This is a genomic window from Streptomyces sp. NPDC007971 (assembly GCF_042958635.1).
Classification (GTDB): domain Bacteria; phylum Actinomycetota; class Actinomycetes; order Streptomycetales; family Streptomycetaceae; genus Streptomyces.
Genome location: NZ_JBIBJK010000002.1, coordinates 33,206 through 49,933 on the forward strand (window position 1 = coordinate 33,206; position 16,728 = coordinate 49,933).

14 protein-coding genes are annotated in these 16,728 nt (G+C 72.2%); 4 read left to right on the forward strand and 10 right to left on the reverse strand.

Going from position 1 to position 16,728, the window contains the following annotated elements:
- Nucleotides 1-18 precede the first annotated feature (18 nt).
- The 3 genes from ACFZCP_RS03855 to mshD form a co-directional block, all read right to left on the reverse strand.
- On the reverse strand, nucleotides 19-1,143 hold the full coding sequence (locus ACFZCP_RS03855) for a CHAD domain-containing protein (RefSeq protein WP_391423784.1): 1,125 nt from the start codon (nucleotides 1,141-1,143) through the stop codon (nucleotides 19-21).
- The gene (locus ACFZCP_RS03860) at nucleotides 1,124-3,478 is read right to left on the reverse strand and encodes an RNA degradosome polyphosphate kinase (RefSeq protein ID WP_391423786.1); all 2,355 of its coding nucleotides are present in this window, start codon (nucleotides 3,476-3,478) and stop codon (nucleotides 1,124-1,126) included. The genes ACFZCP_RS03855 and ACFZCP_RS03860 overlap by 20 nt, the downstream gene beginning before the upstream one ends.
- Nucleotides 3,479-3,829: 351 nt before the next feature.
- The gene (mshD, locus tag ACFZCP_RS03865) at nucleotides 3,830-4,756 is read right to left on the reverse strand and encodes a mycothiol synthase (RefSeq protein ID WP_362681860.1); all 927 of its coding nucleotides are present in this window, start codon (nucleotides 4,754-4,756) and stop codon (nucleotides 3,830-3,832) included.
- Between the two features lie 170 nt (nucleotides 4,757-4,926).
- Here mshD and ACFZCP_RS03870 point away from each other — a divergent pair, with 170 nt between their 5' ends.
- Nucleotides 4,927-6,729 carry a 5'-nucleotidase C-terminal domain-containing protein gene (locus ACFZCP_RS03870; protein WP_391423789.1) on the forward strand — a complete coding sequence of 601 codons (1,803 nt, stop codon included), beginning with the start codon at nucleotides 4,927-4,929 and terminating at the stop codon, nucleotides 6,727-6,729.
- Between the two features lie 55 nt (nucleotides 6,730-6,784).
- Here ACFZCP_RS03870 and ACFZCP_RS03875 read toward each other — a convergent pair whose 3' ends face one another.
- From ACFZCP_RS03875 to ACFZCP_RS03905, 7 genes are all read right to left on the reverse strand, one after another.
- A complete protein-coding gene (locus ACFZCP_RS03875) occupies nucleotides 6,785-7,588 on the reverse strand; it encodes a hypothetical protein (RefSeq protein ID WP_391423791.1) in 804 nt (267 codons plus the stop codon).
- Between the two features lie 265 nt (nucleotides 7,589-7,853).
- A complete protein-coding gene (locus tag ACFZCP_RS03880; RefSeq protein WP_391423793.1) occupies nucleotides 7,854-9,311 on the reverse strand; it encodes an ATP-binding protein in 1,458 nt (485 codons plus the stop codon).
- Nucleotides 9,308-10,042 (reverse strand): response regulator, encoded by a 735-nt coding sequence (locus ACFZCP_RS03885; RefSeq protein WP_391423795.1) that lies wholly within the window; start codon nucleotides 10,040-10,042, stop codon nucleotides 9,308-9,310. The genes ACFZCP_RS03880 and ACFZCP_RS03885 overlap by 4 nt, the downstream gene beginning before the upstream one ends.
- Nucleotides 10,043-10,131: 89 nt before the next feature.
- Nucleotides 10,132-10,380, reverse strand: a complete 249-nt coding sequence (locus ACFZCP_RS03890) for a hypothetical protein (RefSeq protein WP_362681839.1) — start codon at nucleotides 10,378-10,380, stop codon at nucleotides 10,132-10,134.
- A 29-nt stretch (nucleotides 10,381-10,409) separates the two neighbouring features.
- Nucleotides 10,410-11,516, reverse strand: a complete 1,107-nt coding sequence (locus tag ACFZCP_RS03895; protein ID WP_391423798.1) for a trypsin-like peptidase domain-containing protein — start codon at nucleotides 11,514-11,516, stop codon at nucleotides 10,410-10,412.
- Nucleotides 11,517-11,797: 281 nt separating this feature from the next.
- Nucleotides 11,798-12,820 (reverse strand): substrate-binding domain-containing protein, encoded by a 1,023-nt coding sequence (locus ACFZCP_RS03900; RefSeq protein ID WP_391423800.1) that lies wholly within the window; start codon nucleotides 12,818-12,820, stop codon nucleotides 11,798-11,800.
- 97 nt (nucleotides 12,821-12,917) lie between these two features.
- Nucleotides 12,918-13,697: a winged helix-turn-helix domain-containing protein gene (locus ACFZCP_RS03905; protein ID WP_391423802.1), complete on the reverse strand. Its 780-nt coding sequence runs from the start codon at nucleotides 13,695-13,697 to the stop codon at nucleotides 12,918-12,920.
- A gap of 168 nt (nucleotides 13,698-13,865) precedes the next feature.
- Here ACFZCP_RS03905 and ACFZCP_RS03910 point away from each other — a divergent pair, with 168 nt between their 5' ends.
- Genes ACFZCP_RS03910 through ACFZCP_RS03920 form a run of 3 tightly spaced genes read left to right on the forward strand, consistent with a single transcriptional unit; the run spans nucleotide 13,866 to nucleotide 16,478 of the window.
- A complete protein-coding gene (locus ACFZCP_RS03910) occupies nucleotides 13,866-14,717 on the forward strand; it encodes an alpha/beta fold hydrolase (protein ID WP_391423804.1) in 852 nt (283 codons plus the stop codon).
- 50 nt (nucleotides 14,718-14,767) lie between these two features.
- Nucleotides 14,768-15,022 (forward strand): MoaD/ThiS family protein, encoded by a 255-nt coding sequence (locus tag ACFZCP_RS03915; protein WP_067316158.1) that lies wholly within the window; start codon nucleotides 14,768-14,770, stop codon nucleotides 15,020-15,022.
- 4 nt (nucleotides 15,023-15,026) lie between these two features.
- The gene (locus ACFZCP_RS03920; protein ID WP_391423806.1) at nucleotides 15,027-16,478 is read left to right on the forward strand and encodes a hypothetical protein; all 1,452 of its coding nucleotides are present in this window, start codon (nucleotides 15,027-15,029) and stop codon (nucleotides 16,476-16,478) included.
- The last annotated feature ends 250 nt before the right edge of the window (nucleotides 16,479-16,728 follow it).

The following is a 16,728-nucleotide window of genomic DNA, read 5'->3' on the forward strand; positions in this document are numbered from 1 at the left end:
CCGCCTCCTCGGGAGGGTTCAGGGTGCGCTGACCGTCTGCTTCTGCCACGCCTGCTGGAAGGCGAACCTGGCCGCCTCCACCTCGTGCCGCTGGTCGGCGTGGAGCACGCCGAGGGCGTACGCCGTCGCCGGGGCGATACGGGGGGTGCGGGCCGCCTGCGCTGCCGCTGCCGCCGCCTCGGACGCGTCCCGGTGCCGGTTCAGTGCCTGGCCCGCCGCCAGCAGTCGTACGTCCACCGGCGCGTCGCCCTCGCACAGCACCTCACGGGCGTACCGGTGCAGGCGCAGCAGCAGGCGGACCTGGTGCCAGGGGCCGTCCTGGGGGTGCGGGGACGGGTCCGGGGACAGGCCGTGGACCAGGGCCTGAGCGTTGTAGGGGTGGCCCGCGGTGATCAGGGGCAGGACGGCGACGGCGTCCGTGAGGCGCTCCTCGGCGGCGGCGGCCAGGGGGCGCAGACCGGTCGTGGGGGCGGCCGGGGTCAGGGGGACCTCGCTGGCGAGTACGGCGACCTTGTCGGCGACCGCGTGGAAGCGGGAGGAGCCGAGGGCCTGGAGAGCCGTGGAGTGGGCCCGGGTCCGGGCCAGCGTCAGCTGTCGCTCCAGCAGGGCGCCTGCTTTGGCCGCGCCGACCGTGAGGTTGCCGCGTTCGGGGGCAACCGTCCGGCGGGCCGGGCCACCGGAGTTCTCCAGTGCTGCACCCACCCGTGCCGCCCCGGCGGCACGACTGCCCGCGGCCGGGTCGACGACGAGCGCCGCCGGCACGGACTGCGCGGGGACGGCCGTGGAACCCGACAGACGGTGCAGCGCCAGCAACAGGCGTTCCAGGCGGGACTCGCAGGCGTGCTCAAGGCCCAACGTGCCGGAGAGCCATGCCAGTTCGGGGCGCATCTCCTCCGACCAGGTCGCGTCCAGGAGCGGACGGAACGTGTGCAGGCTGCCGCTGATGCGGCGGGCCGAGTGGCGCAGGGCGCGCGCGGCGTCGACGGACTCCTCCGCGCCGTTCGCCGGGGCGGAGCCGGTCTCCCGGTGCAGGCGCAGAGCGCGGAGGAACTCCGTGGCCTGGGCGCGCAGGTAGCCCGCGAGAGCCTCCCCCGTCACCGCCTTGGCCATCGGGTCCGTCGGGTCAAGGTGTTGCTGTGCCACGCCGGCGCCTCCGGGCGTCTATGAGCATCTCCTGAACGTTGCGCAGGGGCTGTCCGTCCGCGTCGGTCGCATGCCGGGTCCACTCGCCGTCGGGGCCGAGGTGCCAGGAGGCGGTGCCGTCGGACATGCCGGTGTCGAGCAGCCGGTTCAGGGCCGCCCGGTGGCCGGGGTCGGTGACCCGGACCAGGGCCTCTATCCGGCGGTCGAGGTTGCGGTGCATCATGTCGGCGCTGCCGATCCACACCTCGGGCTCGCCGCCGTTGCCGAAGGCGAACACCCGGGAGTGTTCGAGGAAGCGGCCGAGGATGGAGCGGACCCGGACGTTCTCCGACAGGCCCGGGACACCCGGGCGGATCGCGCAGATGCCCCGCACCCAGATGTCGACCGGCACGCCGGCCTGGGACGCCCGGTAGCAGGCGTCGATGATCGCCTCGTCGACGATCGAGTTGACCTTGATGCGGATGAAGGCCGGACGGCCCGCACGGTGGTGCTGGACCTCCTTGTCGATCCGCGAGATCAGGCCGTCGCGCAGGGACTTGGGGGCGACCAGCAGCCGGCGGTAGGTCTCGCGCCGCGAGTAGCCGGACAGGCGGTTGAAGAGGTCCGAGAGGTCCGCGCCGACCTGCGGGTCGGCCGTCAGCAGGCCGAGGTCCTCGTACAGGCGCGCCGTCTTCGGGTGGTAGTTGCCCGTGCCGACGTGGCTGTAGCGGCGCAGCGTGTCGCCCTCCTGGCGGACGACCAGGGACAGCTTGCAGTGGGTCTTGAGTCCGACCAGGCCGTAGACGACGTGGCAGCCGGCCTCCTCCAGCCTCTTCGCCCACTTGATGTTGGCGTGCTCGTCGAAGCGGGCCTTGATCTCGACCAGGACGAGGACCTGCTTGCCGGCCTCGGCGGCGTCGATGAGCGCGTTGACTATCGGGGAGTCGCCGGAGGTCCGGTAGAGGGTCTGCTTGATCGCGAGGACGTCCGGGTCCTCGGCCGCCTGCTCCACGAAGGCCTGCACGGACGTCGAGAAGGAGTCGTACGGGTGGTGCAGCAGGACGTCCCGGCTGCGCAGGGCCGCGAAGATGTCGGGTGCCGACGCCGACTCGACCTCGGCCAGGTCACGGTGGGTGCCCGCGATGAACTTCGGGTACTTCAGCTCCGGGCGGTCCAGGCCGTGGATGCGGAACAGGCCGGTGAGGTCGAGCGGACCCGGCAGCGGGTACACCTCGGCCTCGGAGATCTTCAGCTCGCGCACCAGCAGGTCGAGCACCTCGCGGTCGATGGACTCCTCGACCTCCAGGCGCACCGGCGGGCCGAAGCGGCGCCGCATGAGTTCCTTCTCCAGGGCCTGGAGGAGGTTCTCGGCGTCGTCCTCCTCGACCTCCAGGTCCTCGTTCCTGGTCAGGCGGAAGGCGTGGTGCTCCACCACCTCCATGCCCGGGAACAGCTCCTCCAGGTGCGCGGCGATGACGTCCTCGATGGGGACGTACCGGCCGGGCGCTGCCTCCAGGAAGCGGTTCAGCAGCGGCGGCACCTTCACGCGCGCGAAGTGCTTGTGGCCGCTGACCGGGTTGCGTACGACGACGGCCAGGTTCAGGGACAGGCCGGAGATGTACGGGAAGGGGTGCGCGGGGTCCACGGCCAGCGGTGTGAGGACCGGGAAGATCTGGTGCCGGAACAGCGTGAAGAGACGTGCCTGCTCCTTGTCGGTCAGCTCGCTCCAGCGGACCAGGTGGATGCCCTCCTCCGCGAGGGCGGGGGCGATGTCCTCGTGGTAGCAGGCGGCGTGCCGGGCCATGAGCTCGCGCGAGCGGGCCCAGATCATCTCCAGCACCTCGCGGGGCTGGAGGCCGGAGGCCGAACGGGTGGCGACGCCGGTCGCGATACGGCGCTTCAGACCGGCCACCCGGACCATGAAGAACTCGTCCAGGTTGCTGGCGAAGATCGCCAGGAAGTTCGCGCGCTCCAGCAGCGGCGTGTTCGGGTCCTCGGCCAGCTCCAGGACGCGCTCGTTGAACGCGAGCCAGCTGCGCTCCCGGTCGAGGAAACGGCCGAGCGGCAGGGGAGCACCCTCGTTCGGTGCCTCCTCGTACGCGTCGAGGTCGGCATCGATGTCGGGTTCCAGGTCGGAGACGTTCGCTGCCACGGTGAGTGGCCGGTGCGCGGCTATGGAGCCCACGGAGGGCTGGGGGTGCTGGGCCTCTGCCTGGGTGTCTTGCTGACTCATGACCCCATTCTTCCGCGCCAGGGGCGATACGGGCGCGTCGGAACGTGCGGGTGGGAGCGTCACGACCCCGTTCCTCCCGGGCCCCTCGGGGGGCGGCGAAGGCTCTGGCACGGCGGGCTTCATTGGCCGAGCGTCGCAAGCCTGGCTGAATCAATGGTTACGGCGACATGACGTGCGGGATATCGCAGGGCGGCTCGACGGCGTATCCGTCGTGAAAGTGACCGGCCGCCGCGCTCCCGGGCCGCCCGGTGCGGAGCGGGGCAACGGCCCTGGTCATCGCGTGGCGGGCCGCTCACCCGCCGTGGTGCGGCACGGGCCGGGGACGGCCTTCGGGGCAGCCATCACCCGTCCGGGCCACGACCGCTGCCCGCCGGGACTACGACCGTTCCCCCGTCCAGGCTACGACCATCCCTCGGCCGGGCTACGACCGTGCCCCCCGTCCGGGCTACGGCCACCCCCTGACCTGGGCCTGCGTCACGTCTCGGTGCGGTACATCAGGTCGGTCTCGTACGTGGTGAACCCCAGCCGCTCGTACACCGAGACCGCCGATTTGTTGTCGGCGTCCACATAGAGCATCGCCGTCGGCAGGCCCTGCGCGGCCAGGTGGCGCAGGCCGATCGTGGTCAGGGCCTTGCCCAGGCCGCCGCCCTGCTCGCCCGGCCGGACCCCGAGCACGTACACCTCGCCGAGCCCCTCCTCGGCGTGCACCTTGGTCCAGTGGAAGCCGACCAGCTCCCCGGACCGCTCGGCGAGGAAGAACCCGGCCGGGTCGAACCACGCCTCGCCCTTGCGGTCGTCCAGGTCGCGCTGGGTCAGCGAGCCCTGCTCGGGGTGGTGCGCGAAGGCGGCCGCGTTCACCGCGAGCCAGGCCGTGTCGTCCTTGCCGGGCACGAAGGCGCGCACGCTCACGCCCTCCGGCAGCTGCGGGTCGGGCAGTTCCAGGGCCGCCAACGGCCGCCGCATCTGGCGCAGTTCACGGAACAGGGTCAGCCCCAGCACCTGGGCGAGGTGCCGGGCGGCGGAGTGCCCGCCGTGCGCCCACACCCGCAGCCGCTTGCCCGAGGCGGCCAGCAGCGCCGAGCCCAGCGCCCGGCCGTGCCCGTGCCCGCGGTGCGCCGGGTGGACGACCAGTTCGGCGGCCGGCGCCTCCACCGGGTCGGTGTCCTCCAGCTGGGCGTAGCCGACGAGTTCGTCCCCGACGGTCAGCAGCAGATGCGACACGCCGTCGCGGGCACCGCCGCGCAGCTGCAGACGTCCCTGCTCGGACACCGGCTGCTGTCCGTCGACACGGGCGGCCTCGGCGAGCAGTCCGAGCACGGCCTCGGCCCGGCCCGGGCCGAGTTCGGCGAAGGTCTCGATGGAGCGGGAGGGAAAGGGCCGTACGGCGTCGTCGCTGCTCATGCGTACGAGGGTACGGGGCGTGCGGGGTGAAGGGGCGACAGCGCAGCGGGTAAAGGAAAGGGCAAAGGGAAACCAGGATGTAACCATGAACACCCTGTCGCGCTACGCGCGTTGACCCTAGGCTGCGCCGCGAACGGGCCAAGGCCACCGTCCACCCACAGGGGGGTCCCATGTCAGCCACGCCGCGGCGCACCAGACGCCGCACCTACGCCGTTCTCGCGACGACCGCCGCACTCGCCACGGCCGCCGCCCTGGCCGCCGCGCTGCCCGCGCAGGCACACACCGGCCACGGCGACCACGGCGGACACGGCCGGCCCGGCCGCTACCAGGACGTCCAGCTCCTCTCCTTCAACGACCTGCACGGCAACCTGGAACCCCCGGCCGGCTCCTCCGGCCGGGTCTCCGAACTCCAGCCGGACGGCACGACGAAGACGATCGACGCGGGCGGCGTCGAGTACCTCGCCACGCACCTGCGCCAGGCCCGCGCGGGCCACCCGTACTCGGTCACCGCGGCCGGCGGCGACATGGTCGGCGCCTCCCCGCTGCTGTCCGGCCTCTTCCACGACGAGCCCACCGTCGAGGCGCTCAACAAGCTGAAGCTGGACGTCACCTCGGTCGGCAACCACGAGTTCGACGAGGGCGCGAAGGAACTGGCGCGCCTGCAGAACGGCGGCTGCCACCCCACGGACGGCTGCTCCACCGACAAGCCGTTCAAGGGCGCGGACTTCCCGTACCTGGCGGCGAACGTCCAGGACGAGAAGACGGGCAGGCCGGTCCTGAAGCCTTACTGGGTGTGGAAGAAGAAGGACGTCAGGATCGGCTTCATCGGCGTCACCCTCAAGGGCACCCCGGACATCGTCTCCGCCGACGGCGTCAAGGGCCTGGCCTTCAAGGACGAGGCCGAGACGATCAACAAGTACGCGAAGGTGCTCCAGCGCCAGGGCGTCCGCTCGATCGTGGCCCTGATCCACGAGGGCGGCTTCCCCGCCTCCGGCTCCTACAACTACGACTGCGACTCCCCGGGCGCGGGCAGCGGCATCTCGGGCCCGATCGTGGACATCGCGAAGAACGTGAGCCCGGCGGTCGACGCCCTGGTCACCGGGCACACCCACCAGGCCTACGTCTGCACGGTCCCGGACCCCTCGGGCAGGCCCCGCATGGTCACCTCGGCGGCCTCCTTCGGCCGCCTCTACACCGACACCACGCTGACCTACGACCGCCGCACCGGCGACGTCGTGCGCACCGCCGTGAAGTCCGCGAACCACGTGGTCACCCGGGACGTCCCGAAGGCCGCCGACATGACGGACCTGATCTCCCGCTGGAACACCCTGGCGGCCCCCATCGGCAACCGGCCCATCGGGCACATCGCCGCCGACATCGACAACACCGGCACCGAGTCCCCGATGGGCGACCTGATCGCCGACGCCCAGCTCGCCCACGGCCGTGAGCTGGACCCGAGGACCAGCCTCGCCCTGATGAACCCGGGCGGCGTGCGTGCGGGCCTCACCTACACGGCCAAGGGAGCCGAGGGGGACGGCGTCGTCACCTACGCCGAGGGCTTCACGGTCCAGCCCTTCGCCAACACCGTGAACCTCCAGGACCTCACCGGAGCCCAGCTGCTCCAGGTGCTCAAGGAGCAGGTGAGCGGGCCCAACGCGGCGGCCCCGAAGATCCTCCAGCCGTCCGCGGGTCTCACCTACACCCTGGACATGACCAGGTCCGGCGCGGACCGCGTCGTCACCGACTCCGTCCGGCTGGGCGGCGCCCCCCTGGACCCGGCGGCCACCTACCGCGTCGCCACCAACAGCTTCCTGGCGGGCGGCGGCGACGGCTTCCCGACCCTGGGGCAGGGCACGAACGACCTGGTGGGCGGGGATGACCTGGGCGCCCTGGTGAAGTACCTGACGGCGAACTCCTCGGCCGCCTCACCGATGGCGCCGCCCGCGGCGGACCGGATCAGGATCGTGCAGTAGAGCCCGAGTGGCTGCCGCCGCGGTTGCGGCATGACCCCGGGAGCCGGTCCCGGGGTCATGCCACCGGGGCCCCCGCGGAACCGGCCCCTGCGGAACCGGCCCCTGCGGAACCGGCCCCTGCGGGGCCGGCCGCGCCGGGGCCGGCCGGCCCCGGCGCGGGAACCTGGGACTCCCAGCGCCGGTGCAGCACCGCGGCGAGCACCGCGAAGGTGCCCAGCGGAAGCCCCAGGAACAGCAGGAGCGTGGGCGGGTCGGCCGAGGTGCACAGCAGCACCACCCACAGCAGGAATGCGCACAGGAGGGCGACGAGCCCGCCGGTGACCGCACGCTCCCACGCCTTGCGGTGCCCGGCCCGCCGCCGGATCAGCGCCTCCACCTCGGGCCGCCGTTCCCAGGCCGCGCCCCGGTGCAGGGCGGCGGCCCGACGCAGCGCGGCGACCTCGGTGGGCGGATCGTCCAGCTGCAGGTCGTCCATGTGCGGGAGCACGAAGCGCCGGCCCTCGGTGTCGTACAGGTACGTGATCCACTTGCGGGCGGACCTGGCGGCGTTCGGCACCGGCTCGGCCCGGATGTCGTAGATCTCGTGCCAGGCCCGGCCACGCTCGGTCACTGCCCGGCGTGCGGTGATCCCGCGCGCCCCGACGAGCGTGCGGCCGCGCCGCATGTACAGCGCCAGCTTCGCGATCCCCACGAGGTAGAGCGCGGCGAACGACACCGGAACCCACAGGGGGAGGGTGTGGTCGTGCCACATACGGAAGAAGCCGTTCAGGCTCAGCAGCCCCAGGACGAAGACCATGAGAAGCGGTGACCGCCTGTGCTTGCGGTACTCGCGCTCGATCCCGCTTCCGACCTCGTCCACTTCCGCCCCCGACGCTCTGTCCGTACACCTGTGCGCAGGGATCGTAGAGCGGGGCGCCGGGGGCGGGAAGGCGGGGTGCCGCTGACGGGCGTGAGCGCAGTGCGCCGTGGGCGGCAGCGTGGGTCGCGGCCGCCGCCAAAGGGCCGCGTGTCCTGTACTTCGACGACGGCAATGGCCGGCTCGTCTACACCTTCGTGCGACGCTCTGAAGATCCGCAGATCCTGGTGTTCGAGGTCTTCTGGCAATGACCGCGCAGGGTGGGCGCCTACGGCACCTCCGGCGGCGCCGTAGGCGCCCCCGGCAGCCGTACCGTCGCCACTGTGCCGCCGCCCTCCGCGTGGTCCAGGGCGACCTCGCCGCCCGCCTGCCGGACCGTACGGGCGACGATGGACAGGCCGAGGCCCGAGCCGGGCAGGGCGCGGGCGCTGGGGGAACGCCAGAAGCGGTCGAAGACGTGCGGGAGTTCGTCGGCGGGGATGCCGGGGCCGTGGTCGCGCACGGTCAGTTCGCCCTCGCTCAGCTGCACCTCGATCGTGCTGCCCTCGGGGCTGAATTTCACCGCGTTGTCGAGGATGTTGACCACCGACCGCTCCAGCGCGGAAGGCTCCGCCCGGACGTACCAGGGCTTGAGGTCCGCCGTGATCGTCAGCTCGGGGCCGCGCAGCCGGGCCCGGCGCAGTGCGGACTCCACCGTGTCCTGGAAGGGGACGACCTCGACGCGTTCGCCGCGCTGGCTCTCCGAGCGGGACAGCTCCTGCAGGTCGCCGATCAGCGACGCCAGTTCCGTCATCTGTGCCGTCACGGAGGCGAGGAGTGCCTTGCGGTCCTCGGGCGGGAGCGGGCGGCCCGTCTCCTCGCTGCGGGTGAGGAGTTCGATGTTGGTGCGCAGGGAGGTGAGAGGGGTGCGCAGTTCGTGGCCGGCGTCCGCGATCAGCTGCTGCTGGAGGTCGCGGGAGCTGGCCAGGGCGGTGGTCATCGAGTTGAAGGACCGGGAGAGCCGGGCGACCTCGTCCTCGCTGTCCTCCTCCACGGGGATGCGGACGGCCAGGTCCTCCGTGCGGGCCACGTGCTCCACGGCCTCGGTGAGCTTGTCGACCGGACGCAGACCGGCGCGGGCCACCGCGAGACCGGCCGCACCTGCTCCTACGACACCGATGCCGGAGACTAGGAGAAGGACGAGAGCAAGGTCGCTGAGCGTCTTCTCGGTGCCGCGCAGGGGGACGGCGGCGACGAAGGCCGCGTGGCTGCTGGCGTTCGTGAGCGGATCGGTCAGGGTCAGGGGCACGGTCAGTACCCGTACCGGGTTGCCGTCCGCGTCCGTGCCGTTGCGGAAGACCTCGTAGGTGACGGGCCCGGTCCCGGAGCTCTTGATCACGTTCAGGTCGCTCCGGGCGACCTTGACGCGGCCCAACGAGGTGCCGAAGAGACAGACCTTGCCGTCCGGCCTGACCACCTGGGAGTAGGTGTTCTGCCAGCCGCCCCGGTGCTCCGGGGACTGCCTGCAGTCGGTGAGGGCGTCGACGACCTGGGCCTGGAGCTGTCGCTGCGGCATGGCCACCGCCTTGTCCAGGTCGGTCTTGAGCTGGTCGTACAGCTTTTGCTGCACGATGAACCAGCACGTCACCGAGACCGCCGCCACCGCGAACGCCACCGCCGCCGCGACCAGCATCGCCAGGCGTGTCCGGATGGGCAGGACCCGGTACCTGCGCAGGAGCTTCTTCACTCCGCGCCGCCCTGTCGCAGCACGTACCCCACGCCCCGGACCGTGTGCACGAGCCGCGGTTCGCCCCCGGCCTCCGTCTTGCGGCGCAGGTACATGACGTAGACGTCCAGCGAGTTGGACGAGGGCTCGAAGTCGAAGCCCCATACGGCTTTCAGGATCTGCTCTCGGGTGAGGACCTGCCGGGGATGGGCCATGAACATCTCCAGGAGCGTGAACTCCGTGCGGGTCAGTTCCACCTGCCGGCCGGCGCGCGTGACCTCCCGTGTCGCGAGGTCCATGCGCAGGTCCGCGAAGGAGAGCGCCTCGTCCTCCTGCGCCTCGGCGGAGACGGACGCCGCATAGGAGCTGCGGCGCAGGAGTGCACGGATACGGGCGAAGAGTTCGTCCAGCTCGAACGGCTTGACCAGGTAGTCGTCGGCCCCCGCGTCCAGTCCCGTCACCCGGTCGCCGACCGTGTCGCGGGCCGTGAGCATGAGGATCGGGGTCATGTCCCCGGTGCCCCGGATCCGCCGGGCCGCCGTCAGGCCGTCCATGCGGGGCATCTGGATGTCCAGGACGACCAGGTCGGGCCGGTAGGCGGGGGCCTTGTCCAGCGCGTCCGCGCCGTCGACCGCGACCTCGGTTTCGTACCCCTCGAAGGCGAGGCTGCGCTGGAGCGCCTCGCGCACGGCGGGCTCGTCGTCGACGATCAGGATGCGCAGGGGGTCACGGTCGCCATCGGCGGGGCTCATCGCTCGCGATTCCTCGGGGTGCGGTGGTCGTGTGGGCGGAGTGTCCCTCAGCCTCGCACGTTTGCGGGCTGCCGGGCATGCAGGCCGGGCTAGGCCTGGAGCGCGGCCAGACCGTGGACCGTGTTCAGGCGGCGCAGCGGCACCTTGCGGCGGTGCCGGCGGTCGGCCGAGGTGCGCAGGCCCATCATCTCGGGGACGCGCGGGACCTCCGCGGGGCGGGGTACCGGGGTGGGCCGGGGCGCCGCGGTCGACGCGTGCAGTTCGTACGCGACCGCGAGGGCCGGGGAGAGGGCGGCCGGACCGGTGCCGGCGCCCTGGTGGGAAACCTGCTTGATCATGACGTACTCCCTGATGTGCGGGGGATCGATCAGCTGGTGGAGCCCGCCCGCAACTTCGCCAGGTCGGACTTGACGGTGTTGACGGGGATCGCGAATCCGAGGCCGACGCTGCCCGCGTCCGAGGACGAGGAGGCCTGCGAACTCGACGAGTACATGGCCGAGTTGATGCCGATGATGTGGCCGCTCGCGTCGATCAGTGCACCGCCGGAGTTGCCGGGGTTGAGCGAGGCGTCGGTCTGGATGGCCTTGTACGTGGTCGTGGACGAGCCAGTGTCGCCGTTGAACTGGCGGCCGCCGAACTGGAACGGCCACTGTCCGTCGCCGCTCTGGTCCTGGCCCTGGCTCTCGTCCGTGGAGACCGTCACGTCACGGTCGAGCGCGGAGACGATGCCGCTGGTGACGGTGCCGGTCAGGCCCTCGGGGGAGCCGATGGCGACGACCGTGTCACCGACCTGGACGCCGCTGGAGTTGCCGAGCGCGGCGGGCTTGAGGCCGGAGGCGCCCTTCAGCCTGATCAGCGCGAGGTCCTTGGAGCTGTCGGTGCCGACGACCTCGGCCGGGTAGCTCTTGCCGTCGCTGGTGCGCACCTTGATCGTGCCGGCGCCGGAGACGACGTGGTTGTTGGTGACGATCTCGCCGTTGCCGGTGATGATGACGCCGGAGCCGGTGGAGGTGCCGTTGGAGAGGGTCGCCTGGATCTCGACGACGCTCGGGCTGACCGCGGAGGCGATCGCGGCGACGTCGCCCTTCTTGCTGGAGGGGACCACGTTGGTGGTGGTGCCGGCCGAGGTGACCGTGTCGTTCCCGGCCAGCTCGCGGAAGGCGTAGGCCGTGCCGCCCCCGACCGCGGCCGCGACGATCGCCACCGCCGTGAGCAGGCCGACCGGTCCGCGGGCGCGCTTGCGGTTCGGCGCGGGTGCGGGCGTGGGCGTGGGCGACGGAGAGGGCACGGGCGTGGCAGCGGGCATCGGCGTGGTGGCCGTTGCCGGGTCCGGGACCGGGGCCGCCGCCGGGTGGTACGCCGGAGGGGGCGGCCACTGCGGGTTCACGGGAGCGGAGTAGTGCTGCTGCTGCGCGTAGGGACCCTGGGGGTGCTCGTACTCGTACTCGCCGCTGCGGCGGATGCTCTCGGTCATGACAAACAGCCTTCCCTGCCACCATGAGAGCTTCCTGAGTGCTCCCTGAGAAGCCCGGCAGAACCTCGTTTGCCCGATATAAGGACGCTTCTCGCAGCTTGGGAAGGGCTCTCACCCGTCCTTCATGAAGGGCGGCCCGGCCGGAGCACGCGACGCTCTGGCGCATGGGGCCCATGGGGTGCATGTGGCGCATGCGGAGCGACCGGCTCGGCCGGCGCACGAAGCGGCCGGCCGTAGTCCGGTGGGTTCGGCCGCAACCCGACGGGTTCAGCGCGACGGGTTCAGCCGCAGCCGCAGCTGGTCCGCACGACCAGCCGGGACGGGAACGTCTTCAGCCGCTCGCGCCGTGAGCCCGCCACCCGGAGCCCGTCGTCCAGGACGAGATCCACCGCCGCCCGCGCCATCGCCGAGCGGTCCGAGGCGACCGTCGTCAGCGGCGGGTCGGCGAGTGCCGCCTCCTTGATGTCGTCGAAGCCGGCCACCGCGAGCTCGCCGGGCACGTCGATGCGCAGCTCGCGCGCGGCCCGCAGCAGACCGATCGCCTGGTCGTCGGTGGAGCAGAAGACCGCCGGCGGCCGGTCGGGACCGGCGAGCACCTCCAGGGCCACCCGGTAGGCGTCGTAGCGGTTGTACGGCGCCTCGAACAGACGGCCCTCGGTGGTGACGCCCGCCTCGGCCATGGCCCGCCGCCAGCCCTCGACGTGGTCGGAGACCGGGTCGCCGACGGCCGGCGTCTCGGCCGTACCGCCCATACAGGCGACGTACTCGTAGCCGTGCTCCAGCAGGTGGCGTACGGCGAGCTGGGCACCGCCCATGTCGTCGGTGACGACGGCGACGTCGTCGATGGCCTCCGGGCGCTCGTGCAGCAGCACCACCCGGGCGTCCCAGGCGTCGATCTCGGCCGCCGCGAGGTCGTTCAGGGCGTGGGAGACGAGGATCAGGCCGGCCACCCGCATGCCGAGGAACGCGCGCAGATAGTGAACCTCGCGTTCGCCGATGTAATCGGTGTTGCCGACGAGCACCATCTTCCCGCGCTCGGAGGCGGCCTGCTCCACCGCGTGCGCCATCTCGCCGAAGAAGGGCTGGCGGGCGTCCGGGATGATCAGGCCTATCAGGTCGGTGCGGCGCGAGGCCATCGCCTGGGCGACCCGGTCGGGCCGGTACCCCAACTCCTTGATCGCCGCGAGGACACGCTCGCGCGTGGCCGGGGCGACCGGCCGGGGTCCGTTGTTGATGACATAACTGACGACGGCTGTGGAGGTTCCAGCCAGCCGTGCCACGTCATCGCGAGTCACCTTGGCCACGCGCGGAGTCTACGCGGATGGACCCGCTCTGGGCAGGGCTTATCGCATGCCGACTGTGCGGAAGCAATGCCCGCCCAAAGCGGTGTCCATGCCTCCGCTAGGCGTCCGCGTGGAGCTCGGAGCCGTCCAGGACGGCAGAAGTGTCGGCATCGTCCGCCTTTGCCCGGCCCGCCTTGGACTTGGTGTCGTCGCCGGACCGGTCGCCCTTCTCGGGCGTCACGAATCGATAACCGACGTTGCGGACGGTCCCGATCAGCGACTCGTGCTCGGGGCCGAGCTTGGCGCGCAGCCGCCGTACGTGCACGTCCACGGTCCGGGTGCCGCCGAAGTAGTCGTAGCCCCAGACCTCCTGCAGCAGCTGGGCGCGGGTGAAGACGCGGCCCGGGTGCTGGGCGAGGTATTTGAGGAGCTCGAACTCCTTGAAGGTGAGGTCGAGGACGCGGCCCTTGAGCTTGGCCGAGTAGGTCGCCTCGTCCACGGACAGGTCGCCGTTGCGGATCTCCATCGGCGAGTCGTCGTTGACGATCTGCTGGCGGCCCATGGCCAGCCGCAGCCGGGCCTCGACCTCGGCCGGGCCGGCCGTGTCGAGCAGAACGTCGTCGATGCCCCAGTCGGCGGTGACGGCGGCCAGCCCGCCCTCGGTGACGACGAGCACGAGCGGACAGCCGGGGCCGGTGGAGCGCAGCAGCTGGCACAGGCTGCGCACCTGCGGCAGATCACGGCGCCCGTCGATGAGGATGACATCGGCGCCCGGGGTGTCGACGAGGGCGGGTCCCTCGGCCGGAGCCACCCGCACGTTGTGGAGAAGCAGGCCGAGCGCGGGGAGCACCTCCGTCGACGGCTGGAGGGCGTTGGTCAGGAGCAGCAGAGAACTCATACGTCGGTTCCTCCTCGGTCCCTGCGAGGACTGTGCGGACGGGCACTGCTCTGCGATCCCGAAAGCCCGTACACCGGCGGTTTCCCGCTTCGTATACAACGCGTCCGAAAGCACAAAAGGACCCGGGGGCTTCGCTGCCCGAGTCCTCTGCCCAGCAGAATAGCCCACATGAGCAACCGCCCGGCAGGTCAAGCGGCACGTTCCACCGATCGTCCGTATGGCGAGACAGGCAGAAGGGCGCCTATCCGGACGTTCCTGCGCACTGCCGACGGGATCGCGGTCGATTCCGTATACAACCCGGGCACGGTCGTATACGAAGGCGCACCGGACACCTCCCGTCCACTCTCGGGCGACCTCGTGTTCGTGGTCGCCCACGGTTTCACCGGGGACGTCGACCGGCCACATGTACGAAGGGTGGCGGGCGTGCTGGCCCGTTACGGGGCCGTCGTCACCTTCTCCTTCCGCGGGCACGGTGCCTCGGGCGGCCGCTCCACGGTCGGCGACCGGGAGGTGCTGGACCTGGCCGCCGCGGTCCAGTGGGCGCGGGGCTTCGGGCACGCGCGCGTGGTGACCGTCGGCTTCTCCATGGGCGGCTCGGTGGTGCTCCGGCACGCGGCCCTGCACCCGGGCGCGGTCGACGCGGTGGTCTCGGTCAGCGCCCCCGCGCGCTGGTACTACCGGGGCACGGCTCCCATGCGCCGCCTGCACTGGCTGGTCACCCGCCCCGAGGGCCGCGTGGTCGGCCGCTACGGCCTGCGCACCCGCATCCACCACAGGGACTGGGACCCCGTGCCCCTCTCCCCGGTGGAGGCGGTGCCGGGCATCGCGCCGGCGCCGTTGCTGATCGTGCACGGCGACCGGGACGGCTACTTCCCCCTGGACCATCCCCGGATGCTCGCCGAGGCGGCGGGCGGGCACGGCGAACTCTGGCTGGAGTCCGGCATGGGGCATGCCGAGCACGCGGCGGACGACGGGCTGCTGGCCCGGATCGGGGACTGGGCGCTCGCACAGGCGGGCTAGCCTGACCCCGACCATCTTTTGTTCTTTCCTGCCGTCGATTGAGGAACCAGATGCCCAAGGTCACGGTCCGGTACTGGGCCGCTGCCAAGGCCGCGGCCCAGGTCGCCGAGGAGCCGTACGACGCGGCCACCCTCGCCGACGCGCTCGCCGCCGTGCGTGCGCGACACCCCGGTGAACTGACGCGCGTCCTGCAGCGATGCTCCTTCCTCGTCGACGGTGACCCCGTCGGGACCCGCGCGCATGAGACGGTACGGCTGGCCGAGGGCGGCACGGTCGAGGTGCTCCCGCCGTTCGCAGGAGGGTGAGGCGATGAGCGACCAGCAGTATCAGGGCGGCCCGTACGAGGGCTACGACCCCTATCAACAGCAGCATCCGCAGCACCAGCCGCAGCACCAGCAGCCCCAGCCGCAGCACCAGTCCCACCAGCAGCAACAGGCGCATCCGCAGCACCAGTCCCACCAGCAGCAGCAGGCGCAGCAGGCCTGGTCCGCGTACGACCAGTACCCGGCGCAGGCGGGACAGTACGAGCAGCCCGGGTACGACCCGCAGCACACCCAGCAGTGGCAGGGCCAGACCTGGGAGACGCAGACGCACGGGACGATGCCGGCGGCGCAGGAGACGGCGTACCCGCAGCCTCACGACGCCTACCAGCAGCAGCCGCCCCACGACGCGTTCCAGCAGCAGCCGTCCCACGACGCCTACCAGCAGCAGTCGCCTCACGACGCGTACCAGCGGCAGGACTACCAGCAGCAGGGCTATCAGCAGCCGGCCCACCCACAGCAGCCGTCGTACGGAGCCTTCCCGGCGTCCGCGCCCGAAGCGGGAACCGCGTCCGCAGCCGCCCCCTCGCCGGCCGCACCCGCTCCCGAAGCCGCACCCGCGCCCAGACCCACGCCCAGACCTGCGCCCACACCCGCGCCGCAGCCGTACGCGTCCCCGGTCCAGGAGCCGGCCGCCGAGCCGGCGTCCGACGCGGGCGATGCCGGCTACGGCCCCGCCACCCTCGCCGGCAACGCCCGCGTCACCGACGCCCAGCGGGCCCGGGCCGAGGGCCGCTCGCCGATCATCCCGCCCGGCATGCAGCCGGCGCTGCTCACCGCGGTGCTGGGTGTGCTGCTCGCCGTCTCGGCGCCCATCGCCTCGTGGGCCCTCGTGGTGCCGCTGGTGCTGCTCCAGGCCGTCATGGCGGCGGGCTGGTTCCGGCTGAACGGCATGTGGCCGGCCCGGCAGGGCATCGCGCTGGCCTTCGCGGGCGGGCTCGCCGCGGACGTGGCGGTCCTGGCCGCGGGCCGCGAGCACGCGCCGGCCGCGATCCTCGGCCCGCTCGGCATCTGGGTCCTGCTGTCGCTGGTGCTCCAGCTGCGCTCGCACGCCTCGCCCGACGAGCGGATGTACGGCCTGATGGCGACGGTCGTCTCCGCGGCCCTCACGGTTCTGGCCACGGGCTACCTCGGCGCCGAGCCGCACGCGGTCTCGGTGGGCGCGTCGGCGGTCGCGGTGGCCGTCCTGGCCCGCGCCCTGCCTCTGCCCGGCCCGGCCTCGGTCGTGGTCTCCCTGCTCGCGGCGGCGGGCGCGGGGATCGCGGTGGGCGGCACGAAGGGTGCGGCCCTGGGGGCGGCGGCAGCGGCCTGCGCGCTGATCGGCCACCGGGTCGCGAGCTACGACTACCCGTCCCGCTTCGTCCACTTCACGGCGGGCGTGGCGCTTCCTCTCTCGGCGGCGGCACCGGTGGTGTGGACCCTGGGCCGCGCCCTGGGCTAGCCGCCGCAGGGGTGTGTCCCTCTTGCCGGGTGCAGGTCCGTCGTGGCTCGTCGCGCAGTTCCCCGCGCCCCTCACGGCGTCGCGCCGAGCGACTTCCCAGGGGCGCGGGGAACTGCGCGAACGGCCTCCACGCACCCGCACCCGGCGGGCAGTCCGCACTCCTGCGGCGAAACCCCGTACCCGGCCTTTCCCGCGGCGCCCTGTCACAAGTGATCCACAAACAGAACCCGGCCGAGCCCCGCAGGGTTAC

Coding starts and splice junctions, on each gene's coding strand:
- ACFZCP_RS03885 (WP_391423795.1), bottom strand. CDS start 10,042: ATGAGCCCCGCCGATGGCGACCGTGACCCCCTGCGCATCCTGATCGTC.
- ACFZCP_RS03905 (WP_391423802.1), bottom strand. CDS start 13,697: ATGAGTTCTCTGCTGCTCCTGACCAACGCCCTCCAGCCGTCGACGGAG.
- ACFZCP_RS03920 (WP_391423806.1), top strand. CDS start 15,027: ATGAGCGACCAGCAGTATCAGGGCGGCCCGTACGAGGGCTACGACCCC.
- ACFZCP_RS03910 (WP_391423804.1), top strand. CDS start 13,866: ATGAGCAACCGCCCGGCAGGTCAAGCGGCACGTTCCACCGATCGTCCG.
- ACFZCP_RS03860 (WP_391423786.1), bottom strand. CDS start 3,478: ATGAAGCCCGCCGTGCCAGAGCCTTCGCCGCCCCCCGAGGGGCCCGGG.
- ACFZCP_RS03870 (WP_391423789.1), top strand. CDS start 4,927: ATGTCAGCCACGCCGCGGCGCACCAGACGCCGCACCTACGCCGTTCTC.
- ACFZCP_RS03890 (WP_362681839.1), bottom strand. CDS start 10,380: ATGATCAAGCAGGTTTCCCACCAGGGCGCCGGCACCGGTCCGGCCGCC.
- ACFZCP_RS03895 (WP_391423798.1), bottom strand. CDS start 11,516: ATGACCGAGAGCATCCGCCGCAGCGGCGAGTACGAGTACGAGCACCCC.
- mshD (WP_362681860.1), bottom strand. CDS start 4,756: ATGAGCAGCGACGACGCCGTACGGCCCTTTCCCTCCCGCTCCATCGAG.
- ACFZCP_RS03915 (WP_067316158.1), top strand. CDS start 14,768: ATGCCCAAGGTCACGGTCCGGTACTGGGCCGCTGCCAAGGCCGCGGCC.